This is a genomic window from Variovorax sp. P1_G12 (assembly GCF_056405555.1).
In genome coordinates, this window is sequence record NZ_JBFUBW010000055.1 from 1 (window position 1) to 22569 (window position 22569).

22 protein-coding genes are annotated in these 22569 nt (G+C 67.8%); 12 read left to right on the forward strand and 10 right to left on the reverse strand.

The window, feature by feature from the left end; genetic code table 11:
* On the forward strand, nt 1-244 hold a 244-nt coding region (locus tag AC1D2O_RS35350; protein ID WP_478158726.1), incomplete at its 5' end, for an IS30 family transposase.
* A gap of 87 nt (nt 245-331) precedes the next feature.
* Nucleotides 332-763, forward strand: coding sequence for a hypothetical protein (locus AC1D2O_RS35355; RefSeq protein ID WP_478158727.1), 432 nt, complete (start codon nt 332-334; stop codon nt 761-763).
* 133 nt (nt 764-896) lie between these two features.
* Here the strand turns inward: AC1D2O_RS35355 and pdxR are convergent, their stop codons facing one another.
* Nucleotides 897-2330 carry a MocR-like pyridoxine biosynthesis transcription factor PdxR gene (pdxR, locus tag AC1D2O_RS35360; RefSeq protein WP_478086973.1) on the reverse strand — a complete coding sequence of 478 codons (1434 nt, stop codon included), beginning with the start codon at nt 2328-2330 and terminating at the stop codon, nt 897-899.
* Nucleotides 2331-2429: 99 nt separating this feature from the next.
* Between pdxR and AC1D2O_RS35365 the strand changes: the two genes are divergently transcribed.
* Nucleotides 2430-2870 carry a carboxymuconolactone decarboxylase family protein gene (locus AC1D2O_RS35365; protein WP_478086974.1) on the forward strand — a complete coding sequence of 147 codons (441 nt, stop codon included), beginning with the start codon at nt 2430-2432 and terminating at the stop codon, nt 2868-2870.
* Nucleotides 2871-3050: 180 nt separating this feature from the next.
* On the opposite strand, the gene AC1D2O_RS35370 is transcribed toward AC1D2O_RS35365, so the two are convergent.
* The 4 genes from AC1D2O_RS35370 to AC1D2O_RS35385 form a co-directional block, all read right to left on the reverse strand.
* Nucleotides 3051-3848 carry a DUF3047 domain-containing protein gene (locus AC1D2O_RS35370; RefSeq protein ID WP_478086976.1) on the reverse strand — a complete coding sequence of 266 codons (798 nt, stop codon included), beginning with the start codon at nt 3846-3848 and terminating at the stop codon, nt 3051-3053.
* Between the two features lie 430 nt (nt 3849-4278).
* Nucleotides 4279-5250 (reverse strand): M14 family metallopeptidase, encoded by a 972-nt coding sequence (locus AC1D2O_RS35375; protein ID WP_478158728.1) that lies wholly within the window; start codon nt 5248-5250, stop codon nt 4279-4281.
* Nucleotides 5247-6233, reverse strand: a complete 987-nt coding sequence (locus tag AC1D2O_RS35380; RefSeq protein WP_478086978.1) for a Bug family tripartite tricarboxylate transporter substrate binding protein — start codon at nt 6231-6233, stop codon at nt 5247-5249. Before AC1D2O_RS35380 ends, AC1D2O_RS35375 begins: the two co-directional genes overlap by 4 nt.
* Before the next feature lie 98 nt (nt 6234-6331).
* Nucleotides 6332-7225: a LysR family transcriptional regulator gene (locus AC1D2O_RS35385; RefSeq protein ID WP_478086979.1), complete on the reverse strand. Its 894-nt coding sequence runs from the start codon at nt 7223-7225 to the stop codon at nt 6332-6334.
* A 376-nt stretch (nt 7226-7601) separates the two neighbouring features.
* Here AC1D2O_RS35385 and AC1D2O_RS35390 point away from each other — a divergent pair, with 376 nt between their 5' ends.
* The gene (locus AC1D2O_RS35390; protein WP_478086981.1) at nt 7602-8084 is read left to right on the forward strand and encodes a ribonuclease HI family protein; all 483 of its coding nucleotides are present in this window, start codon (nt 7602-7604) and stop codon (nt 8082-8084) included.
* Here the strand turns inward: AC1D2O_RS35390 and AC1D2O_RS35395 are convergent.
* From AC1D2O_RS35395 to amaB, 3 genes are read right to left on the reverse strand one after another with little or no spacing between them, the layout of a single operon-like run.
* Nucleotides 8059-9792, reverse strand: a complete 1734-nt coding sequence (locus tag AC1D2O_RS35395) for a thiamine pyrophosphate-binding protein (protein ID WP_478158729.1) — start codon at nt 9790-9792, stop codon at nt 8059-8061. The two genes, AC1D2O_RS35390 and AC1D2O_RS35395, sit on opposite strands and share 26 nt — an antisense overlap.
* Before the next feature lie 26 nt (nt 9793-9818).
* Nucleotides 9819-11066 carry a pyridoxal phosphate-dependent aminotransferase gene (locus tag AC1D2O_RS35400; protein ID WP_478086983.1) on the reverse strand — a complete coding sequence of 416 codons (1248 nt, stop codon included), beginning with the start codon at nt 11064-11066 and terminating at the stop codon, nt 9819-9821.
* Between the two features lie 2 nt (nt 11067-11068).
* Nucleotides 11069-12613, reverse strand: a complete 1545-nt coding sequence (amaB, locus tag AC1D2O_RS35405) for an L-piperidine-6-carboxylate dehydrogenase (protein ID WP_478086985.1) — start codon at nt 12611-12613, stop codon at nt 11069-11071.
* 192 nt (nt 12614-12805) lie between these two features.
* Between amaB and AC1D2O_RS35410 the strand changes: the two genes are divergently transcribed.
* A complete protein-coding gene (locus AC1D2O_RS35410) occupies nt 12806-13714 on the forward strand; it encodes a LysR family transcriptional regulator (RefSeq protein ID WP_478086987.1) in 909 nt (302 codons plus the stop codon).
* 10 nt (nt 13715-13724) lie between these two features.
* Here AC1D2O_RS35410 and AC1D2O_RS35415 read toward each other — a convergent pair whose 3' ends face one another.
* The gene (locus AC1D2O_RS35415) at nt 13725-14681 is read right to left on the reverse strand and encodes a 2-hydroxyacid dehydrogenase (protein WP_478086989.1); all 957 of its coding nucleotides are present in this window, start codon (nt 14679-14681) and stop codon (nt 13725-13727) included.
* Entirely contained in the window at nt 14678-15535 is an 858-nt protein-coding gene (locus tag AC1D2O_RS35420) for an IclR family transcriptional regulator (RefSeq protein ID WP_478086991.1), read from the reverse strand. The genes AC1D2O_RS35415 and AC1D2O_RS35420 overlap by 4 nt, the downstream gene beginning before the upstream one ends.
* 227 nt (nt 15536-15762) lie before the next feature.
* Between AC1D2O_RS35420 and AC1D2O_RS35425 the strand changes: the two genes are divergently transcribed.
* Genes AC1D2O_RS35425 through AC1D2O_RS35455 form a run of 7 tightly spaced genes read left to right on the forward strand, consistent with a single transcriptional unit; the run spans nt 15763 to nt 22464 of the window.
* Entirely contained in the window at nt 15763-16845 is a 1083-nt protein-coding gene (locus AC1D2O_RS35425) for an ABC transporter ATP-binding protein (RefSeq protein WP_478086993.1), read from the forward strand.
* Entirely contained in the window at nt 16842-17702 is an 861-nt protein-coding gene (locus tag AC1D2O_RS35430) for an ABC transporter permease (RefSeq protein WP_478086995.1), read from the forward strand. Before AC1D2O_RS35425 ends, AC1D2O_RS35430 begins: the two co-directional genes overlap by 4 nt.
* A 2-nt stretch (nt 17703-17704) precedes the next feature.
* Complete coding sequence (locus tag AC1D2O_RS35435) at nt 17705-18502, forward strand: ABC transporter permease (protein ID WP_478086997.1); 798 nt, start codon at nt 17705-17707, stop codon at nt 18500-18502.
* Complete coding sequence (locus AC1D2O_RS35440) at nt 18499-18804, forward strand: (2Fe-2S)-binding protein (RefSeq protein ID WP_478086999.1); 306 nt, start codon at nt 18499-18501, stop codon at nt 18802-18804. The genes AC1D2O_RS35435 and AC1D2O_RS35440 overlap by 4 nt, the downstream gene beginning before the upstream one ends.
* Entirely contained in the window at nt 18801-20201 is a 1401-nt protein-coding gene (locus AC1D2O_RS35445) for an FAD/NAD(P)-dependent oxidoreductase (RefSeq protein ID WP_478087001.1), read from the forward strand. The genes AC1D2O_RS35440 and AC1D2O_RS35445 overlap by 4 nt, the downstream gene beginning before the upstream one ends.
* A complete protein-coding gene (locus AC1D2O_RS35450; protein ID WP_478087003.1) occupies nt 20198-21340 on the forward strand; it encodes an NAD(P)/FAD-dependent oxidoreductase in 1143 nt (380 codons plus the stop codon). The genes AC1D2O_RS35445 and AC1D2O_RS35450 overlap by 4 nt, the downstream gene beginning before the upstream one ends.
* Before the next feature lie 50 nt (nt 21341-21390).
* A complete protein-coding gene (locus tag AC1D2O_RS35455) occupies nt 21391-22464 on the forward strand; it encodes an ABC transporter substrate-binding protein (RefSeq protein ID WP_478087005.1) in 1074 nt (357 codons plus the stop codon).
* Nucleotides 22465-22569: the final 105 nt, after the last annotated feature.

A 22569-nucleotide genomic window follows, 5' to 3' on the forward strand; every position in this document is an offset into this window, starting at 1 on the left:
CCTTGGCGACCGACATCACATCAAGGTGTACTTCTGCGACCCTCAGAACCCGTGGCAGCGCGGAACCAACGAGAATACGAATGGCCTGCTGAGGCAGTACCTTCCCAAGGGCATCGATGTCTCGACCTACTCACAAGCCAAGCTCAACGCGTTGGCGCGCAGGTTGAACGAGCGACCCAGGAAGACTCTCGACTTCCAAACACCGGCTGAGATGTTCAGTCAGATCGTTGCATCGATCGGTTGAATCTGCAGCCAACAGCAGTCCTTCGCAAGGCCCTGTGTTGAAGGACGCGCCTGTCTCCCTACAACGTTGGGCCTCACAGAATTCGCCATGGTCATTTCCGGAGCTCAAGCGCTCGTCATAGGTGCGGCACTCAGCGCCGCAGCTGCAGTTGCTCACCTAGCCTGCATCCTCTTGGGTGCGCCTGCGTATCGCTTCATGGGCGCAGGCGAGAAGATGGCGCGCGCCGTGGAGGCTCGAAAACTTCGACCCACTCTCGTCACTCTGGCCGTCGCAGCTGTGCTCCTGATTTGGGCTGCTTACGCGTTGGCAGGAGCTGGCGTCATTGGTGGCTTGCCACTTGTAAAGTTCGTACTCATCGCCATCAGTGCGGTGTACTTGTCCCGCGCAGTCGCATTTCCACTTCTCAAGCCTGCCTTTCCCGAAAACTCTCGGGTCTTCTGGCTTGTGTCCTCTGGAATATGTCTTGTCATCGGGCTTGTTCACATCTACGGCGTTGTCTTGCAATGGCCGGTACTGTGATGTCTAACCAGTCATTCAAGGCGATGTCTCTGGGCAAGCTGGTGGTTGATCAGATCGAGTTGAAGATTCGGCGGCAAGATTGCCCGCTCGAGTTTCGGCAGCTACGTCGCGCCTTGGGCTGGTCACGATCCTATCAATCCATCTGCAGCAGGATGTCGCGCAGGCGGTCGAGCGAAGGATCGATGTCGCCGGTATCGATCGCGCCGTAGCCGAACATCAGTCCTTGCAGCGGCGCATCGAAATGGAAGAAGGGCTCAAGGGAATAGAGGCCCACATCCACGCGGCGTGCGAGGCGCAGCAGCATCTCTATGTCGACTGGCTTGCGGCACAAGGCAGCCAGGTGAATGCCCGCGGTGGCCGGAACGAGCTCGAACCACGGCGACAGGTCTCCCTCGAAACGGGCGATGATGCGCGCGCGCCGCTCGGCGTACACCGCATGGCTGCGCCGGATGTGCTTGTTCAGTTCACCGTCGACGATGAACTTGGCCAGCGCCCACTGAGCCGGCGTCGAGGTGTGCCAGTCGCTCAGGTGCTTGGCGATGCACACGGCCTGCAGGATCGGCTGCGGCGCGATCAGGTAGCCCAGCCGCAATTCGGGTGACAGCGTCTTCGAGAAGGTGCCGACGAAGGCCACCGTACCGCGCGTGTCCATGCTTTGGAGGGAATCGGTAGGGCGGCCTTCGTAGCGGTATTCGCTGTCGTAGTCGTCCTCGATGACGATGGCGCCGAGCTCGTGGGCCCGCGCGAGCAATGCCTCGCGGCGACGCAGGCTCATCGGCATGCCGAGCGGAAACTGGTGCGCCGGCGTCACGTAGACCAGGCGCGTGCCGTCGGGGATCCGCTCTACGCACAGGCCTTCCGCGTCGACCGGGATGCCAACCACCTCGGCACCCTGGGCGCTGAACAGAAGCCGGGCGGGCGGGTAGCCCGGCTCCTCCACCGCCACCGTGCAGCCGGGCTCGACCAAAACGCGCGCCACCAGGTCGAGCGCCTGCTGCGCGCCGTTGGTGACGATGATGTCGTCGACGCCGCAGCGCACGCCGCGCGCGAAGGCTGCATGGCGCGCGATCGCGTCGCGCAGCGCCGGCAGCCCCTCTACCGGGCCGTAGAGCCCGCGCGAGCGGGCGCCCTGGCGCAGCGCATGCAGAACGCAGCGACGCCACTCCGCGTGCGGGAACAGACTGCGCGCTGGCGCGCCGCCGATGTATTCGAAGCGCGAGTTGCCGTCCGGCGCCGGGTGCCGCAGCGGCGTGTCCATGCTGCGCCAGCGCGCCGCGACGGCCGCACCGGCGAAGCCGCCATCGGTATGCGGCGCCGCCCGCGGCCGCACGTCGTCGGCCACGAAGGTGCCGCTGCCGACGCGGCCGACCAGCAAGCGGTCGAAGGTGAGCCGCGCGTAGGCCTCGGCCACGGTCTTGCGCGACACGCCGAGCTGCTCAGCCAGCAGGCGGCTGGGTGGCAGCTTCTCTCCGGCGGCCAGCCGGCCGCTGCGAATGCCGTCCCCGAGCTGCCGGCACAACTGGCCGACCAGGTCCTTGTCCCCCTCGATGACGATATGCAGCTCCATGCAATTGGCCTCCTTCAAATGATCCGGATTGGCCGCCGGTAAAGGCAGCGGCGTTTCTTACCATCGATCCATCCTCACAACCCATCCCGGAGCTGCACCATGGAACAACGTCTCGATTTTTACAAAGCCTCGCCCGATGCCATGAAGGCGCTGATCGCGCTCGAGGTCGCCGTCGGCAAGCTCGGCCTCGAGCCGGCGCTGCTCGACCTCATCAAGCTGCGGGCCTCGCAGATCAACGGTTGCGCGTTCTGCGTCGATCTGCATTCGAGCGACCTGCGCAAGAAGGGCGAGAGCGAGCGCCGCCTCTACGCCGTCGCGGTGTGGCGCGAAACACCCTTCTTCACGCCGCGCGAGCGCGCCGCGCTGGCCTGGACGGAGGCCGTGACCGAGATTGCCACCAGCCGTGCGCCCGATGCCGACTACGCAGCACTGAGCGACCACTTCAGCGAAGCCGAGCGCGTGAACCTGACGCTGGCCATCGGCGTGATCAACACCTGGAACCGGCTGTCGATCGGCTTCCGCAAGACGCTGACGGCCTGAGGAGCGGGCGATGAAGGCAACCCCGCGTCATGGGCGAGAGCCCACGACGGAACTAGCGAGGCGCCGGCGAGCAGCGCGGCGATTGTTAGAAGGCGATGGAAACATTCTGCGGCGATAGAACGTGTTTGTCCGCTCCGGGCCACCGAAGCTCCAATGGCCGCAACAGGCGATGAAGGGCCGCTATTGCGCGGGTTTTACAGCGGGTGCGCCGCGCAGGTCGACGTCGGAAAAATAGGAGATCCCGCGAGACTTCGTGTTGTCCGCGTCGGCTTGGATCGCGACCCCCACCACGTCCGGCAATGTATCCCCGGCCTCAGCGCCGAAGGCTCGCTTGTAATCGGGCAGCAGGTTGCGGCGCTCGGTCAGCCAGCCGCCGGCCTTGTCAGTCGCGCCTGATTCAATGACGTCCATGCGTATGCGCTTGGTGAAGGCGTTATCGAATTCGCTGTCCTTGCTTTCCTTGGCGTCCCAGACGTAGCAAAGGGTTTGGGTGGGCACCGATTCACCGGTCGTGGTGCTCCCCACTGCGAGCTTGGTGCGCTCGCCCAACGACAGTCGGTTGGCCGGGAAGTCGAAGTAGACACAGAGCTTGGCCGCGCCGTCGTCGCCGCTCTTGGTGTGCAGATCGGCGCCGGTCACGAATTGCTCGACCTTCCAGCGCCAGGCCAGCGTGGCCTCGTCATTGAGCTGAACCCGCGTGGGATGGACCAGGTTGCCGTAGGACTGGTCGGCATCGACCTTCAGCACCTTCTGGCCATCGAGCTGCGTGATTTCGAACTTCGTCGGCGCCTTGTTGGGCAAGGTCGCGAAGCGCCACGGCGCGGGCGCCTGTGGACCCGGAGCGGTCGAGAACGGCGTCAACAGGCCCTCGGCGCGCGCGGTTGGGGCGACCATGCAGATCAGCGCGGCCGCAACAGGCAACACCGCAGAGGCGAGCGAACGCCGTCCGTGCCCAAACCGGAACCTCGTGTCGTTCATGGCTGGCCTCTAAAGCTGGTGGATGGGAAATGCGCGCTTTGCGCCCGCCGACACGTAGTGTGATCCAGGCGCGCGACAAGATAAATACCCCTTGAGAAGCATGGATACGCACCAAGTGGACGCAGGGTTGAGCCGCCACGGAGAAGCATTTCCGCCACCAGAGATCGAGCCCGGGCCCGGAGCGCTTCCGATGGCGAAGTCATGTCCGTGGGCGGAGTGCCCGCGAACGTAGCGCCGCCGCCGCCGGACAGCGGCCCAGGCTGCGAGCGTCGTTAGTTCGGCAGCAGGGCGTAAGCGGCGCCGGCGGGCAGTTGAAGTCCGGGCCTACAGCGGACGCCGAAACTGCCCGGAAGCGGCCGTTGGATGTGATGCCCCGACCCGGCCGACTTTGAAAGAGCGAGCGGCCAAGTGTCGAACCTTGCCGCACCCGTCAGAGCAGTCGTCGACGGGCGAAGCGGACCACCGTCACGCCCGGCTTCGCCTGGCGCGTCGAGGGCATGACGAGCACGCAGTCGTCATACGGCGTGACCACGGGCTCGCCGTCGTTCCAGCCGATCACGGTGCCCGCGCGTTCGATCACTTCCAGGCCGGTGAAGGGCTGCGCAAAGCGAAATGCCTCGCTGCGCGCCACCACCGGCCCGGTCACGTCGAGGGCCCATTGGCGTGGCGCGTCAGGCTGCACCCAGCCGGGCAGCCATTGCGCGATGGCGGCATCGTCCAGCGTGCCGGCCACCCGCAGGAAGCGCGCGCACTGGTCCTGCGCCACGGTGCGACTGGCCGGATCGCCATGGAAGCCGCACTCGACAAGCAGCGCACAGGCGTCGCTCTCGGCATCGGGCGCGCCGAAGCGGCCGAAGTCGCGCATGCRCACGCCGTCCTTGTGGCCCGCATCGATGACCACATGCTCGGGGCTGCGCATCTGCTGCGCCAACCGCAGGTTGCGCGGCTGGATGCCGGTGAGCGACAGCGGCGCGGAGGGCTCGTGCATCGAATGCAGGTCCAGCAGCCAATCTGCCTGTGCCACGTGCACCTGCAGTTGCGCCGCGCGCCGCCGCTCCCGCGTATCGCCGGCCTCGATGCGTTCGGGCAACCATTGGCGGTTGAGGTCCTCGTCGACAAAGCGCGAGGCATCGTGGCTGGCCGGATCGAAGCGGTCGAAGGCCTCCAGGTTGCAGAACGCCAGCGTGAGGCGGCCGCGCTGCGGGCGCACCCCGGCTTCCAGCAGCCCCTTGAGCGCCCATGCGCCGCACAGTTCGTTGCCGTGCACGAGCGCGCTGATCATCACGTGCCGACCGGGCTGGTCGGCCTCGAAGCGCCAGACGCCCTCGACGCCGGTGTTGCCGGCACGCCAGGCGGTGATGTCGGGGGCGGGAAGTTGAAACGACAACGCGGGCACGCTCATTCCTTGATGTTGGCGAACTTGACGATGTTCTTGTACTTGGCGGTTTCGGCGACGAGAAACTGGTTCACGTCCACCGCCGAAGTTGCCACGGTCGAACTGGTGGCTTCCATCTTCTTGCGAAAGTCGGGGGACTGCAGGGTCTCGTTCAGCGCTGTCTTCAGCCGGGCCAGCACCGGCTCCGGCAACCTGGCCGGCCCCATCAGCACGAACCAGACTCCGATGTCCAGGTCCTTCAGGCTCGGGGTTTCGCTGAGTGCGGGCAGATCGGGCGTGATGGCCGAACGCTTGGCCTCGGTGGTGCCCAGCGCCACCAGCTTGCCGCTGCGGATATGGGGCAAGGCGCTGGAGAGCACGAACACGCCGAAATCGATGTTGCCGCCCAGCAGGTCGCTGGTCAGCGGCGCCACGCCACGATAGGGCACGTGGGTCATGAAGACGCCGCCCTGTTGCTTGACCATCTCGCCGGCCAGGTTCAGCGAGGTGCCCACGCCGGAACTGCCGTAGCTGTATTTGCCGGGGTTCTTCTTCAGCAGGGCGAGGAATTCGCCGGTGTTCTTCACGCCCGCCGCCGGGGCCGCCACCAGCACCAGCGGCTGGGAGGCGATCAGGCCGATGGGGGTGAAGTCCTTGGGTTCGTACCGGACGTTGGCGTTGATCAGCTTGTTGATGGCCACTTCGTTGTTGGCCCCCACCAGGAGCGTGTAGCCATCGGGCGCTGCGTTGGCGACCTTTTGCGCGCCGATCGCGCCGCCGGCGCCCCCGACGTTGTCGATGATCACCGGCACGCCGAGCCGATGGGAAAGCTCGACGCCCAGCGCTCGTCCGGTCAGGTCGGTCGAGCCGCCCGGCGGATAAGCCACCACGAGGGTGATGGCCTTGCTGGGGTAGGCCGCGACCTGCGCGGAGGCCGGACCGGCTGCCGTCCAGGCAAGGCCGCACGCGGCCACGGCAAGATAAAAGGAGAAAGCGCGGGGCAGACGCATGGTGGCCTCAAGGTTGGGTGGACCCGAGGATTTTGCGCGGACCCTCGTTCCTTCCTGGTGCCGTCACGGCACGATCCAGTGCTGATTTGTGCAACGGATCAGCGCAAGGCAATGGCGCGCCACATGTCCTCGGCCAGCGGGCCCAGACGGCGTTTGGGGCGGTACAGGCGAACCTCGAAGCGCACTTCCATGCGACGTCCTCCCGGCAGCACCAGGCGGCCGGACTTGCAGTCTCCCTGCACCATGGACCAGGGCAACCACGCCACGCCCAAACCCCTGAGCACATATTCGTACAGCGCATCCGCCGAATCGCATTCGATGCAACGCCGAAGGCGCGGCGCCTGCGGGTTGTTCGCGAGATGGTCTTCCACCAGGCGGCCCATTGCCAGCGTCCGGGCATAGGCCAGGAAAGGCACCTCGTCGGCGCCGCCAAAGGCGTGCATCGCGCCGCCCTGTGCATCGGCGCGCGACACCGGCACCAGCTTGTCGGATGCCACCGTCACGTGGGTGAACTGCCGGGCATCGAGCCGGAAGGTGAGGGCCGAATGATGATAGATCAGCGAGAAGTCCGCCTCGTTGTTCTCCAGCATCCGGACCGTCCCTGCCAGTGAAGTGGTCAGGATGCGGACTTCACCGTGGCGCAGCACGGGCTGCGCCCGCACCAGCCAGTCGGCCATGACCGTGCGCGCCAAGGTACGGCCGGTGGCCACCGTTACCGTGCGGGCCTGCCGGCCGGCCACGTTCTGCATCTCTTCGCGCGAACCTTCGACGCTGCGCACCGTCTGGCTGGCGTTCTCGAGGAAGCTCTCGCCCGCTGCCGTCAGCGTGACCGGGCTGCTGCCGCGCTCCACCAGCGCCGTGCCGGCCCACGACTCCAGCGCGCGGATGCGGCGACCGAAGGCGGGGTGCGTGACGTGGCGAAGCTCGGCGGCGCGGGTGAAGCTGCGCGTCTGCGCCAGCGCGATGAAATCTTCCATCCATTTGAATTGCATGGGTCGCAGTGGTCCTGGTACGGCGTGCAAAGCCTGAGCAAATGGGTTGGAAGTGGAACGAGGATCGCAATTCTGCGGGGATTCTGCCTTGTACTGGCCTTGGCCGCGAGCATCTGGCGGTCGATGCGCGGGCGTGCCGGGCCTCGTTGAGGCTTGCGTGTGTAGTGCGGACAACCCCCAGCGGCTCTCGAACCAAGGCGCCAGGTAGACTTGAATTCGCCGCTGTCCTCACCACGCGCTGGTCCAGCGGCCGGCGGCCCCTCGGCCCGCGCAACTGCTGCCCGCCGATGTGCGACACCAGGCAAGGGAGGTAAGCGGGGGAAGGGCGGCGAGGCTGGCGTGTCGCGGGGCCTCGCGCGCGGCAGGGAGAGGCGGAATGCGTCCAACCGCCGGAATCTGCAACCAACAGCGGATATTGCACATGAACCCTTGGGTTGCCTACTGCGACGGCAGCGCCGTGCCCAACCCCGGTCGTATCGGGCTAGGGGCGGTGTTTACCGAGCCTGATGGAACGCGCCACACGCTTTCGGAAGCGTCGCATGAGAACGGCTGCAATAACGAGGCGGAGCTGAGAGCATTGCTGGCAACGCTTCAGGAACTGAAATTGCGTGGGGCGGGCGCGCTGCTCATTCACTGCGACAACAGTGTCGTTGTCGAACAGGTCGGCAGCAGCACGGCAAAGCCGATTGCCCGGCTTGCTTCCTTGTTCGATGAAGCGCGAGCACTGCTCAATTCGTTCGACCAGGCAACCCTGATGTGGATACCGCGCCATCGCAACAGAGAAGCTGATGCACTCGCTCGGGCTGCACTGGGGCTTGCAGGCAATCGCATTGTCAAACTGTCCAAGAAGAGGCGTTAGTGCCAAGCGTTCGGCCGCTCGGAACATTGGCGCTGGAGCCGCCGCCTTGCGCCGCCGCTCGAAGACCCTGCAACGTGTTGGTCGGGGTGATCGCTTCCGGGTCGAGCAGGCAATGCAGGATCGCGGGTTTGCCGCTGGCCCGTGCGCGCGCGAGTGCCGGTGCGAACTCCGCCGTGGACGTGACGCGTTCGCCATGGCCGCCGAACACCTCCGCATAGCCCCGGAAGTCCGGGTTCTTCAACTGCGTGGCGCTGACGCGCCCCGGGTAGTGCTTCTCCTGGTGCATGCGGATCGTGCCGTACATGGCGTTGTCGAGCAGCACCACGATGATCGGCAGGCCGTACTGCACGGCGGTCGCGAATTCCTGGCCATGCATCAGGAAGTCGCCGTCGCCGGCGAACACCAGCACCTCGCGTTCGGGCCACAGCCGCTTGGCGCCCACGCCGGCCGGCAGGCCGTAACCCATGGAGCCGCTGGTCGGCGCCAGCTGGCTGGCGAAGGCGCGAAACGGCCAGAAGCGGTGCACCCAGGTGGCGAAGTTTCCGGCCCCGTTGCAGAAGATGGTGTCGGCCGGCAGCACCTCGCGCAGATGCGTCATCACCTCGCCCATCTGCAAGGGGCCCGGGATGCGGATCGGCGCCGGATCGCTCCAGGCCAGGAACGCCGCGCGCGCCTCGGCGGCCTCGGCCTGCCAGGTCGGCGCAGCGGCGGGGCGCAGTGTGGCGGCGGCCTCGGCAAAGGCCTGCGGCGTGGCGTGGATGGCCTGCGTCGCTCGGTACAGCTTGCCGAGCTCGTCGGCGTCGGCATGCACGTGCACCAGCGCCTGTCGGGGCGTCGGGATGCCGAGCAGCTCGTAGCTCTGTGACGGCACCTCGGACAGGCGCCCGCCGACGAGCAGGACCAGGTCGGCCGCGCGGATGCGCGCCAGCACTGCAGGATTGACGCCCAGGCCGAGATCGCCGGCATAGCAGGGGTGCTCGGCGCTGAACAGCATCTGTCGGCGGAACGAGCAGTACACCGGCAGAGAAAAGGCCTCGGCGAAGGCCGTGATCTGCCGCGTCGCGACTTCCGACCAGCGACTGCCACCCAACACCATGACGGGGCGTTCCGCCGCGGCCAGACGTTGCGTCAGCTCGGCCATCTGGGCCGCGCCCGGATGGGTTTCCGTCACCGCGTACGGTTGCGCGTCGGCGACGGCTGCGGCCTCGGTCAGCATGTCTTCGGGCAGCGCGATGACCACCGGGCCGGGGCGGCCGGAGGTGGCGACGTGGAAGGCGCGCGAAACCAGCTCGGGCAGTCGCTTCGGGTCGTCGACCTCGACGACCCACTTGGCCATGGTGCCGAATACGGCGCCGTAGTCGAGTTCCTGAAAGGCTTCGCGCCCCAGTGCGTCGCGCGCCACCTGGCCCACGAAGAGCAGCAGCGGTGTCGAGTCCTGGTGCGCGATGTGCACGCCGGCGGCCGCATTGGTGGCGCCGGGACCGCGCGTGACGAAACAGATGCCGGGGCGGCCGGTGAGTTTCCCCTGGGCCTCGGCCATCATCGCTGCGCCACCTTCCTGGCGGCAGACGGTGACGGCGATGGACGCATCGTGGAGGGCGTCGAGCACGGCGAGAAAGCTCTCGCCGGGTACGCAGAAGAGCTGCTGCACGCCATGCACGATGAGCTGGTCGACCAGGATCTGGCCGCCGGTGCGAAGGGATGTCATGGGAATTTCCAATCCGGGAGAGGCTGTCACTGGAGCGCCGCGCAGGCCGCCGCAATGCGCGCGCAGGCCTCCTGCAGCTGATCCATCGAGGTGGCGTAGGAGATGCGGAAGTACGGTGCCAGCCCGAACACGCTGCCGGGCACGACGGCCACCTCGAAGTCCTGCAGCAGATAGCGGCAGAAGTCGGCGTCTGTCTGAAGCTGCATGCCGCGTCGCGTGGAGCGACCGAGCACGCCGGCGCAACTGGCGTAGGTGTAGAACGCGCCCTCGGGCCTGCGGCAGTGCAGGCCGGGTATGACGTTGAGCGCATTCACGACGAAATCCCTGCGTGCCTGGAAATCGGCGCAGCGCGCGGCGATGAAGTCCTGCGATCCGGTCAATGCCTCGATCGCGGCGGCCTGGCTGACCGAGGACGGGCATGACGTCGACTGGCTCTGCACGACGGCCATGGCTGCAATCAGGTCGCGCGGACCGGCGCCGTAGCCGATGCGCCATCCGGTCATCGCATAGGCCTTGGAGACGCCATTGACGGTCAGCGTGCGCTCGCGCAGCCGTGGTTCCACGGCAGCCGGGGTCGCGAAGGCAAGGCCGTCGTAGAGGATGTGCTCGTAGATGTCGTCGGCCAGCACCCAGACCTGCGGATGGCGCAGCAGCACCTCGGTGAGAGATTGCAGCTGCGCCGCGCTGTAGGCCGTGCCGCTCGGGTTGGACGGCGAGTTCAGGAAGACCCAGCGCGTGCGCGGCGTGATCGCGGCGTCGAGCTGTCCGGCCTCGAGACGGAAACCGTGCCCCTCGCTGCAAGGCAGCACCACCGGCACGCCGCCGCAGATCTGCACGATGTCGGCATAGGAGGTCCAGTAGGGCGCCGGCAGGATCACTTCGTCGCCCGGCTCCAGGCTGGCCATCAGCGCGTTGAAGATCACCTGCTTGGCGCCGGCGCTCACGCTGATCTCGTCGAGGGCAAAGTCCAGCGCGTTGTCGCGCTGGAACTTGTGGCGCACCGCGGCCTTCATCGCGTGGCTGCCGTCGAGCACGGTGTAGCGCGTCTCGCCGCGCGCGATGGCCCGCGCGGCCGCCGCACGGATGTTCTCGGGCGTGTCGAAGTCGGGTTCGCCCGCACCCAGCACGATCACCGGACGCCCGGCGCGCCGCAGCGCATTCGCATGGTCGGTGATGCGCAGGATCTCGGACACGCCGATCGCGCGCAGTCGTTGTGACGGCGCGAACGCTGGCGCTGGCGCCGCATCGTGCGCCAGGGTGGCGGTGGCCCTCACGCTCAGTCCCCGATGTCGAAGGTCACGCCCTGCGCGAGCGGCAGCGCGGTCGAGTAGTTGATGGTGTTGGTGGCGCGGCGCATGTAGGCCTTCCATGCGTCGGAGCCCGCCTCGCGGCCGCCGCCGGTTTCCTTCTCGCCACCGAAGGCGCCGCCGATCTCCGCGCCGCTCGGGCCGATGTTGACATTGGCGATGCCGCAGTCGGATCCGGCGCTCGACATGAAGCGCTCGGCCTCGCGCATGTCGAGCGTGAAGATCGAGGACGACAGGCCGGCGCCCACCGCGTTGTGCCACTCGATGGCCTGCTCGAAGCTGCTGTAGCGCACGACGTAGAGGATCGGCGCGAAGGTCTCGCGCAGCGCCGGACCGGCGTGCGCCGGCAGCTCGACCAGCGCGGGCCGCGCGTAGTACGCGGCATCGCCGCCGATGCCGGCCACGCGATCGCCGCCATGGACGGTCGCGCCCGCCGCGCGGCTCTCCGCCAGCGCCTTCTGCATGCCGTCGAATGCGGCGCCGTCGATCAGCGGCCCGACCAGCGTGCCGGAGACGCGCGGGTCTCCGACCTTCACCTGGCCGTAGACCTTCGCCAGCCTGGGCACCAGCGCGTCGTAGATGCTGTCGTGCACGAACAGCCGGCGCAGCGTGGTGCAGCGCTGGCCGGCCGTGCCCATGGCGGCGAAGGCGATGCCGCGCAGCGCGAGGCCGAGGTCCGCCGAGGGCGTGACGATGGCCGCGTTGTTGCCGCCGAGTTCGAGAATGGCGCGCGCGAAGCGGGCGGCCAGCCTGGGGCCGACCTGGCGTCCCATCGCCGTCGAGCCGGTGGCCGACAGCACCGGCACGCGCGGGTCGTCGACCAGCAGTTCGCCGATGTCGCGCTGCCCGACCAGCAGTTCGAGCAGGCCCTCGGGCGCATCGCCGAAGCGGGCGAGCGCGCGCTGCGCGATGGCGTGCGTGGCGAGCGCGGTCAGGGGTGTCTTTTCGGAGGGCTTCCACACCACCGAATCGCCGCACACCAGCGCCAGCGCCGCATTCCATGACCACACGGCCACCGGGAAGTTGAAGGCGGAGATCACGCCGACCACGCCCAGCGGGTGCCAGGTTTCCATCATGCGGTGCTCGGGGCGCTCGGTCGCGATCGTCAGCCCGTAGAGCTGGCGCGACAGGCCGACCGCGAAGTCGCAGATGTCGATCATCTCCTGCACCTCGCCCGCGCCTTCGGACGGCACCTTGCCCACCTCGAGCGTCACGAGCAGGCCGAGGTCGGCCTTGGCCGCGCGCAGTTCTTCGCCCAGCAGGCGCACCAGTTCGCCGCGGCGCGGTCCGGGCACCAGGCGCCACGCGAGGTACGCGGCATGGGCGCGGCCGATCGCGGCCTTGGCTTCGGCCGTCGAGGTCTGTCGCACATGGGCGATCGTCTCGCCGCTGATCGGCGAGCGCACGGCGAGTTCGCCGTCGGCATACGCCGACTTCGGCACGCCGAGGCGTTGCAGCAGTTGATCGACCTGGGCGGGGATGGGCCGGGCGGTGGAGGCGGGGGCGTCTGACATGAGGAACTCTCGGGCGATGGATTTGTGGATGCAATGTCGGCGAATCCGCATCGCTTGCATAGTGAAAAATCGGAAGAACTTGATGAGTATTGAGAATGAAGTAGGCTTCCATCACTTCGCTGGGGGTGGTCGTCGCTAGCCAGGGCGATGAGGCCGCCAGCCTGCGAGATGATCATTCCCCCGTTGCATGACATGTTCCACAAGACCTTCCTGCCGCCCATGGCCGACCTGCTCGCTTTCGAGGCCGCCTCGCGCCACGCGAGCATCTCGCGCGCGGCGGACGAGCTGCATCTCACGCAAAGCGCGGTATCGCGCCAGATTCGCCAGCTCGAGCAACAGCTGGGGCTCGCGCTGTTCCACCGGGTGCGCCAGCGGGTCGTCCTGACGGACGTGGGGCGTGTCTACGCGGCGGACGTGCGCGCCGCGCTTCAACAGTTCTCGGGCGCCACGCAAAAGGCCATGGCGCTGTCCGGCGGCGGTGGGCTGCTCAACCTCGCGGTGCTGCCGACCCTGGGCACGCGTTGGCTGATTCCGCGGCTGGGCGACTTCACGGGCCGGCATCCGCAGGTGACGGTCAACTTCGCTGCGCGTTCCGAGCCCTTCGATTTTTCGCAGGAGCCCTTCGACGCAGCCATCCACTTCGGCGCCCCGCACTGGGCCGGGGCCCGATGCGAATATCTGATGCACGAGCGCACGGTCCCTGTCTGCAGCCCCGCCTTTCAGCGTGCGCATGGCATCCGGTCCGTGGCGGACCTCGGCGCGGTCGTGTTGCTGCAGCAAAGCACGCGACCCACCCAATGGGCCGAATGGTTCGCGCAGGTCGGCGCGGCGGGCGTGCCGGCGCTGCGCGGGCCGCGCTTCGAGCAGTTCGCGATGATCGCGCAGGCCGCCGTATCGAGCCTCGGCGCCGCGCTGCTGCCCAGCTTCCTGGTCGAAGCGGAGATCGAAGCGGGCGAACTCGTGGTCCTTTTTCCGCAAGCCCTCACGAGCTCCGACGCGTACTACCTCGTCTATCCGGAGTCGCGTGCCGAAGCACCGCTGGTGCAGGCCTTTCGCGACTGGATCGTCGCGCAGGCGCATGGGGCGCCTGCGGCCAGGTGAAGGCCTCCCCTCAATACCCGCGCGCCGGATCGAAGCGCCCCTCGACGGGCTCGCCTTTTTCGAAGGCTGCGATCTGCTGCGCGAAGAACCTGGCGCGCATGCGTCGCGTGACCGTCGCGGCAATGTGCGGGGTGACGAAGATCCCGGGGTGCGACCAGGCCGGATGATCTGTCGCCAATGGTTCCTCGGCAAAGACGTCGACGAAGGCTCCGCCCAGCTGGGCTGAATCGAGTGCGGCGACGAGCGCGTCCAGGTGCAGCTGCGACCCGCGCCCGGCGTGGATCAGCCCGGCACCTTTCGGCAGGCGGGCCAGCAGCTGCGCGTTCAGGATGCCTTCGGTTTGCGGGGTGGCGGGAAGCAGGCAGACCAGGATGTCGGAGCGCGCCAGGAACGCATCCAGTTCGCCGGGCCCCGCGTAGCACGCGACGCCTTCGAGGGTCTTGGCGGTGCGCGACCACCCGATCGTCCGGAAGCCGAGGGCGCTCACCATCTGCGCGGATCGCACACCCAGGGCACCCAGTCCCAGGATGCCGACGCAGGTGTCGGGCGCGCTGCGCTCCGCCTCGAAGGCGGTCCACTCACGGACATCCTGTTGCCGCACCAGGCGCTTCAGGTTGCGCAGCAGCGCCAGTGCCGCCATGGCGACGTATTCGCCCATGCGTTGTGCGGTCTCCGGCGGTATCGAGCGGATCAGCGGAACCTGCCGGGGCCATTCGGGATCGGCGGTGATGTGGTCCACGCCGGCGCCCGCGCTGAGCACCAGTCGCAGGTTCGGCAAGGCGGCCAGACGCCCCGGCTCCGGCTGCCAGACCAGTGCGTAGTCGACCCGGTCCGCAGAGACCGACGGATCGTCCCACCAATGCACGGCGATATGCGGCGCGAAGCTTTGCAGATGCGCCCGCCATTCGGCGACTGCGGCTTCTCCTCCTGAATTGACCAGCAGTACGCGCGGAACGACCGGCGTCATGGGTTCGACCCGGCCGGCGCACTTTCGATGCGCTGCGTCGCAGGCGAACTCGCCAGGCTTTGTGCGGGCCTTCGCAACGTGGCATCGAAGGGATTGATCTTCGGTCCGATCGCCGCCGCTTCGCGCTTGAGCAACTCGACCACGGTCGGCAGGCGGTCGGGGTTGAGCCGGTCGGCGATGGTGCCGACGGCCAGCGCCGCCACCGCGCGGCCTTCGCGATCGAGGATCGGCACGGCGACGCCGGCCATGCCCTCCAGCAGCCCGCTGTTGCGGGCAGCGAAGCCTGTCTGGCGGACCCGTTCGATCTCGGTGCGCAGATAGACCTCGTCGTAGACGCCGTACTCGCGCACCCGTGCCAGATTGAAGCGGATGACCTCCTCGCGTTCTTCCTGCGGCAGGAAGGCGAGGATCGCCAGTGCCCCCTGGCCGACGCCCAAGGCCACGCGGCCGCCGACGTCGCCCGTGAAGGAGCGGATCGGAAACGGGCCCTCGCTGCGGTCCAGGCAGACCGCCTCGAAGCCGCTGCGCACCAGCAGGAAGATGCTGTCGCCGAGGCTCGCGCACAGGCGCAGCAGGACCGGGCGGCACAGCGCTCGCAGGTTGCCGGGATTGCCCGCCTTCGCGGCCAGCGCGAAGAAATCGGTGCTCAGCCGGTAGAGCTTGCTGCGCTCGTCCTGCTCGACCATGCCTTCGCCGATCAGCGACTGCAGCAAACGGTGCGTGGTGGCCTGGGTCAGGCCCACATTTCGTGCGACTTGCGTCACCCGCGCACCGTCGGCCTGCGCGTCGGCCAGCGCACGGATCACCGAAAACACGCGGGGCACGCCGCCAGTGGCGGCCGGGGACGTCGTCATACCTTGTTCCTGCGGAATATCTTGGTGGCAGTTTATCTCAAGAGTTTCATTGAATGGAATAAAAGGTAGAAAAGTTCCGTTTAATGGAATACCCGTGGATTCATGGTTCGGTTATTGCAATAGATTCACTACGAAAGCAGCGGGAATTCGGTTCTCGCAGCGTGCCGAAGCAGTGCGCGTTGCCAGCCGAGCCCGTCGCTGCCTCGAATGCAATGAAAGGCCCATGGATGTCGTTTCTTCAGCTCACCGGCGTGACCAAGTTCTATGGCGCGACCTGCGCCGTGTCGGCCATCAACCTGTCCGTCGAGAAGGGCGAGTTCGTGTCCCTGCTCGGGCCGTCGGGCTGCGGCAAGACGACCACGTTGCAGATGGTCGCGGGCTTCGAGGCCGTCAGCAGCGGCCGCATCGAGCTCGACGGCAAGGACATCACCCATGCCAAGGCCAACACCCGTGGCCTCGGCATCGTGTTCCAGACCTACGCGCTGTTCCCGCACATGACGGTGGCCGACAACGTGAGCTTCGGCCTGGAGATGCGCAAGATGCCCAAGGCCGAGCGCCGCGAGCGCGTGGCGCAGGCGCTCTCGCTGGTGCACCTCGAGATGCATGCCGATCGCTATCCGCGCCAGCTGTCGGGTGGCCAGCGCCAGCGCATCGCGCTCGCCCGTGCGCTGGTGATCGAGCCGCCGGTGCTGCTGCTCGACGAGCCGCTGTCCAACCTCGACGCCAAGCTGCGCGAAGAGATGCAGTTCGAGCTGCGCCAGATCCAGCGCAAGGTCGGCACCACCACCATCATGGTCACCCACGACCAGAGCGAGGCGATGTCCATCAGCGACCGTGTCGTCGTGATGGAAGGCGGCCGCGCGACCCAGATCGACCCTCCGCATCGCTGCTACGAGCATCCGCGCACCCGTTTCATCTCGACCTTCGTCGGCAAGGCGAACCTGCTCGAAGGCCGCGTGTCCTCGGCCGGCACGCGCACGCGCGTCGAGGTCGGCCCGCTGGCGGTCGATGTCGACGACACGGGCTTCCGCCCCGGCGCCGCCGTGCTGATGAGCGTGCGGCCCGAGAAGATCCAGTTCACCGCAAGCGGCTCCGGCCGGCTCGACGGCACGGTCGGCGAGCGCTTCTTCCTGGGCAGCCAGTGGCTCTACCGCGTGGCGACACGGGTCGGCGACCTGATGGTGCTCAGCCCCAACGATGGCCGCGACGCGCTCGACGAAGGCGCGACGGTCGGCGTGGACTGGCCGGGGCACTGCACGCGCCTGCTGCCTGCCGACGAGGCGGCCATGGCGCAGAGGGCGGTTGCATGACCGGTATCGCAAGGAGGGCCACGGCGTGGTGGCTGTCCACGCCCGCGCTGCTGCTCTTCACTGCGCTGCTGCTGGTGCCGTTGCTGCTGACAGCCGTGCTGTCCTTCAACGTCTACGATGCCGCGACCGGGCCGAGGGCCGGCGAGTTCACGCTCGATCACTACGTTCATCTCTTCACCGACTCCTACTACTACGGCATCTTCTGGCGGACCTTCTGGATCTCGGCGCTGGTCGCCGTGATCTGCGTCCTCATCGGTACGCCCGAGGCCTACGTACTGAGCCGGATGCGCAATCCGTGGCGCTCGATCCTGCTGCTGGTGGTGCTGGCACCGCTGATGGTTTCGGTCGTGGTGCGTGCCTTCGGCTGGAGCATGCTGCTCGGGCCCGAAGGCCTGGTGAACGGCCTGCTCGGCATCGTCGGCATCGGCCCGATCAAGATGCTCTACACCGAGACGGCCATCGTGATCGCCCTCGTGCACGTGATGCTGCCCTTCATGGTGATCCCGGTGTGGACCTCGCTGCAGAAACTCGACGCCGGCGTCGAGAACGCCGCGCTGTCGCTGGGCGCCTCCCCCTTGACCACGCTTCGGCGCGTGGTGCTGCCGCAGGTGATGCCCGGCATCCTCTCGGGCAGCCTGATCGTGTTCGGTCTCTCGGCCAGTTCCTTCGCCATCCCGGGCCTGCTCGGCGGGCGCCGGCTGAAGATGGTCGCGACCATCGTCTACGACGAATACCTGCATGAACTCAACTGGCCGCTCGGCGCTGCGATCGCGCTGGTGCTGCTGGTCGCCAACCTGGTGGTGATGCTGAGCTACAACCGCCTCGTCGAAGGCCGCTACAAGAAGGCGCTGGGTTGACCATGAGCAGGAACGGACCCTTCGCCCTCGCGTTCAACGCGCTTGTCATCGCCTTCATGCTGGCGCCCCTGGTGGTCGTCTGCGTGGTCGCCTTCACGCCCGAAAACACGCTCACGCTGCCGACCACCGAGTTTTCCTTGCGCTGGTTCGAGGCGGTGTTCGCGCACCCGGATTTCATGCAGTCCTTCTGGAACAGCCTGCGGCTCGGCCTTGCGTCGGCCACCCTCGCCACGCTGGTCGCGGTGCCTGCCGGCCTGGCGATCACGCGCTACGAATTTCCAGGGCGCGACTTCCTCAACGGCCTGTTCCTCTCGCCGCTGATCATTCCGCACCTGGTGCTGGGCGTCGCCCTGCTTCGCCTGTTCGCGCTGGTCGGCGGCACCGGCAGCTTCGGCTTCCTGATCTTCGCGCATGCCTTGATCGTCACGCCCTACACGCTGCGCCTCGTGGTGGCGGCGCTGGTCGGTTTCGACCGCAGCGCGGAGCAGGCGGCGCTGTCGCTGGGCGCGAGCCAGGCCACGGTGTTCAAGCGCATCACGCTGCCGATGATCCTGCCGGGCGTCACCGGCGGCTGGCTGCTGGCCTTCATCAACAGCTTCGACGAAGTGACGATGTCGATCTTCGTCACCTCGCCGAGCACGGTGACGCTGCCGGTGCGGATGTACATGTACGCCACCGAGTCGATCGACCCGCTGATGGCCGCGGTGTCGGCGCTGATGGTGGCGGTCACCGCGGTCGCGATGATCGTCCTCGACAGGCTCTACGGCCTCGACCGCGTGCTGGTGGGCGGACACCGATGAGCCACCACACCATCCAGCCGCTGCTGCGCAGGGTTGCCGAAACGAAGCGGGCCGCGGTCGCCTTCACCCTCGACGGACGTTCGGCGCAGGCGCTCGAAGGCGACACCATCCTCACCGCCGTTCTGACCCAGGGGGCGCAACTGCGCCGCAACGAATTCAGCCACGAGCCGCGTGCCGGCTTCTGCCTGATGGGCGCCTGCCAGGATTGCTGGATCGCCACCGCCGAAGGTGCGCGGCTTCGCGCCTGCTCGACCTTCATCGCACCCGGCATGGCCTTGCTGAGCGGAGGAGGGCCTCGATGACCGCGCCGCTCCAGCCGGCGATCGTCGGCGCCGGCCCGGCCGGCATCCGTGCCGCGCAGACGCTCGCGCAGCACGGCGTGCGGCCGGTGCTGATCGACGAGGCCGCGCGCGCCGGCGGCCAGATCTACCGTCGCCCACCCGCGCATTTCAGCCGGCCGCCCGAGACGCTCTACGGCAGCGAGGCCGCCCGTGCCACCGCCGTGCATGCGGCCATCGACGACCTGCAGGACCGCATCGACTATCGGCCCGACAGCCTCGTGTGGAACGTGCAGGACGCCGGGCTCGACGTGCTGCACGGCCCGACGCAGACCACGCGCACCGTGCCGTACGGCCAGCTCATCGTCGCGACCGGTGCCACCGATCGCGTGTTGCCGGTGCCCGGCTGGACGCTGCCAGGCGTGTACACGCTGGGCGGTGCACAGGTGGCGCTCAAGTTCCAGGGCTGCGCCATCGGCTCCCGCGTGGTGCTCGCGGGCACCGGACCCTTGCTCTACCTGGTGGCCTGGCAGTACGCGAAGGCCGGCGTCGATGTCGCGGCGGTGCTCGATACCGCGCGCTTCAGCGATCAGCTGGCCGCCGTGCCGGCGATGCTCAGGCAGCCCGCGGTACTCCTGAAGGGGGTGCATTACGTCGCCTGGCTGCGCGCGCACGGCGTGCCGGTGCGGCGCGGCGTGCGACTGCTGCGCATGGAGGGCGACGAGCGGGTGCGCGCCGTCGTGTGGAGCGAAGCCGGGCGCGAGCACACGCTCGACTGCGACGCCGTCGGCTTCGGCTATGCACTGCGGTCCGAGACCCAGCTGGCGGATCTGCTGGGCTGCCGCTTCGCCTTTGCGCCGCTGCATCGCGCGCATCTGCCCGAGCGCGATGCGGCCGGCCGCTCCAGCGTCGCCGGCGTGTACCTTGCGGGCGATGGCGCCGGCATCATGGGTGCCGACGCGGCCGAGTGGGCGGGCGAGCTGGCCGCGCTCACGCTGCTGGCCGATCACGGCATGGCCATCGACACGCAGCGTTCGGAGGTGCTCCAGCACCGGCTGGCCAGGCTCACCGGATTTCGCGAGGGCCTCGAACGCGCCTTTCCCTTCCCTTCCGACTGGGCCGCGCACGCGCCCGACGAACTCGTGGTGTGTCGCTGCGAGAACGTCACGGCGGGCGAGTTGCGGCGCAGCGTCGCGGACGGCGGCGCCGACGAGATGAACCGCCTCAAGGCACTGACGCGCGTCGGCATGGGCCGCTGCCAGGGCCGGATGTGCGGCGTCGCCGCCGCCGAGATCCTCGCCCACGCCACCGGACAGCCGGTGCAGCAGGTGGGCCGCTTCCGCGGGCAGGCGCCGATCAAGCCGATCCCCATCCAGCTGGAGCGTGCATCGAGCGCGTCGCACGCAGGAGCAGCCGCATGACGCAGCGCATCGGCACCGACGTCGCCATCGTGGGCGGCGGCATCGTGGGCAGTTCGGCCGCGCTGGCATTGCGCGGCATGGGGCTGCGCGTGGTGCTGCTGGAGCGCGATCTCTGTGGCTCGCGCTCGAGCGGAGTGAACTACGGCGGCGTCCGTCGTCAGGGGCGGCCCCTCGGCCAGTTGCCATTGGCACAGCGTGCGCATGCGATCTGGGGCCGCCTGCCGGAACTGATCGGCACGGACGGTGAGTACCAGCGCTCGGGCCACTTCAAGATCGCGCGCAGCGAAGCCGATCTGGCCGCGCTGGAGGCCTACCGCGACAGCGCACGCGACTTCGCGCTCGGCATCGACATCCTTTCAGGCGCGCGGCTGCGCGAACGGTGCCCGTGGCTCGGCGGCAAGGCGGTCGGCGGCTCGCTGTGCCTGGAAGACGGGCAGGCCAATCCGCGCCTCGTGTCCCCGGCCTTCGCGCTCGCGGCGCAGCGCGCGGGCGCCGACATCCACGAGCGCACGCGCGTCGACGAGATCGAACACGACGGGCAGTTGTTTCATCTGCGCACGGGCAACGGGCTGGAAGTGAAGGCACCGGTGCTGCTCAATTGCGCCGGCGCCTGGGCCAACGCGGTCGCCGGGCAATTCGGCGATACGGTGCCGATGTATTCACGCAGTCCTGCGATGGCCGTCACCGAGCCGCTGCCGTTCTTCATGCCATGGAGCCTCGGCGTCGAGGGCGGCGGTGTGTATTGCCGCCAGGTTGCACGCGGCAATCTGGTGCTCGGTGGAGGACCGGGGCGCCTGCTCGATGCCGACCGTGCACGCTCCGACCGCGACACGATCGCGAGCCTGTCGACGCAGGCGATCGAGCTGCTGCCGATGCTGCGCCATGCGCACCTCATCCGCACCTGGGGCGGCACCGAAGGCTACCTGCCCGACCACCAGCCTGTGATCGGCCCCAGCCGCACGACGCCGGGCCTGTTCCACGGCTTCGGCTTTGCCGGCGCCGGCTTCCAGATCGGCCCTGCCGTTGGGGAGGTTCTGGCCGAACTGGTGCGCGACGGACGCAGCCGCACGCCGATCGGCGCCTTTGCCATCGATCGCTTCGTCGACGTGCCGGAAGCCATTCCGGCGCCGGCCCATTGAACCGCATTCATCCCCTGCATCCCTCCTTCAACCGCCACGAAAGAAACATCATGTCCTCTGCCCGCATCGCCCTCCGGCCCCTCGTGCGCCGCTCGTTCTTCACAGTGGCTGCTGCCACCGCCCTGGTTGCCGGCGGCGTGGCGGGCGCCCAGACCAAGACGATCTACATCGGCATGAACGGCGGCACCATGGAGAAGGCGTACACACAGTACGTCTTCCCGGCCTTCGAGAAGCTGAACAACGTCAAGGTCGTGGTGGTGCCCGGCACGTCGTCGGACATTCTGGCCAAGGCGCAGGCCAACAAGGAGCGTCCGCAGATGCACGTGATGTTCCTCGACGACGGCGTGATGGTCCGCGCGATCGGCATGGGGCTGTGCGAGAAGCAGCGCCCGAGCGCCGCGCTCAACGAGATCTACCCGGCCGCGCGCTTCAAGGGCGACATGGCCAGCGGCGTGAGCCTGGGCATGACAGGCCTGGCATACAACGCCAAGATGTTCAAGGAGAAGGGCTGGGCTGCGCCCACCTCGTGGATGGATCTGGCCGACCCCAAGTTCAAGGGCAAGGTGGTGTTCCAGTCGGTCTCGGCGTCGTCCTTCGGCCTGCATGGCTTCCTGATGTTCAACCGCATCCAGGGCGGCAACGACCAGAACGTCGAGCCCGGCTTCAAGGCCTGGCCAACGACGATCGGCCCGAATGTGCTGGAGTACATCCCGAGTTCGGCCAAGATCTCCGAGATGGTGCAGACCGGCGAAGCGGCGATTTTTCCGCTCACGCCGACGGCGGTGGCGGCGCTGAAGACCAAGGGCATCCCGGTCGAATACGCGAACCCCAAGGAAGGCGCGGTCGTGTTGATGGTGGGCCAGTGCGTGATCGCCAACAACAGCGAGCCGGAACTCGCGCAGAAGCTCGCCGAGTTCCTGCTGAGCCCGCTGGCCCAGGCGAACGTGCTGCAGTACGGCAGCCAGATCCCTACCAATCCGAAGGCGCCGGCCGTGGGCGAAGGCGTCGCTCAGGTGGCGGCGATCAACGGCTACATGAAGACGGCGATCACGGTGGACTGGGAGAGCATCAACGCGAACCGGCCGGCGTGGAATGCGCGCTGGAACAAGACCATCGAGCGATAAGGCTCACGCGCGGTGCGGGGCGGCGGTCTCGGCCGGCGCCCGGTCCTCGCGCGGCAGGTCGCGCTCGGCTTGCGGTAGCACCTTTGCAGGGTTCAACAAATTGGG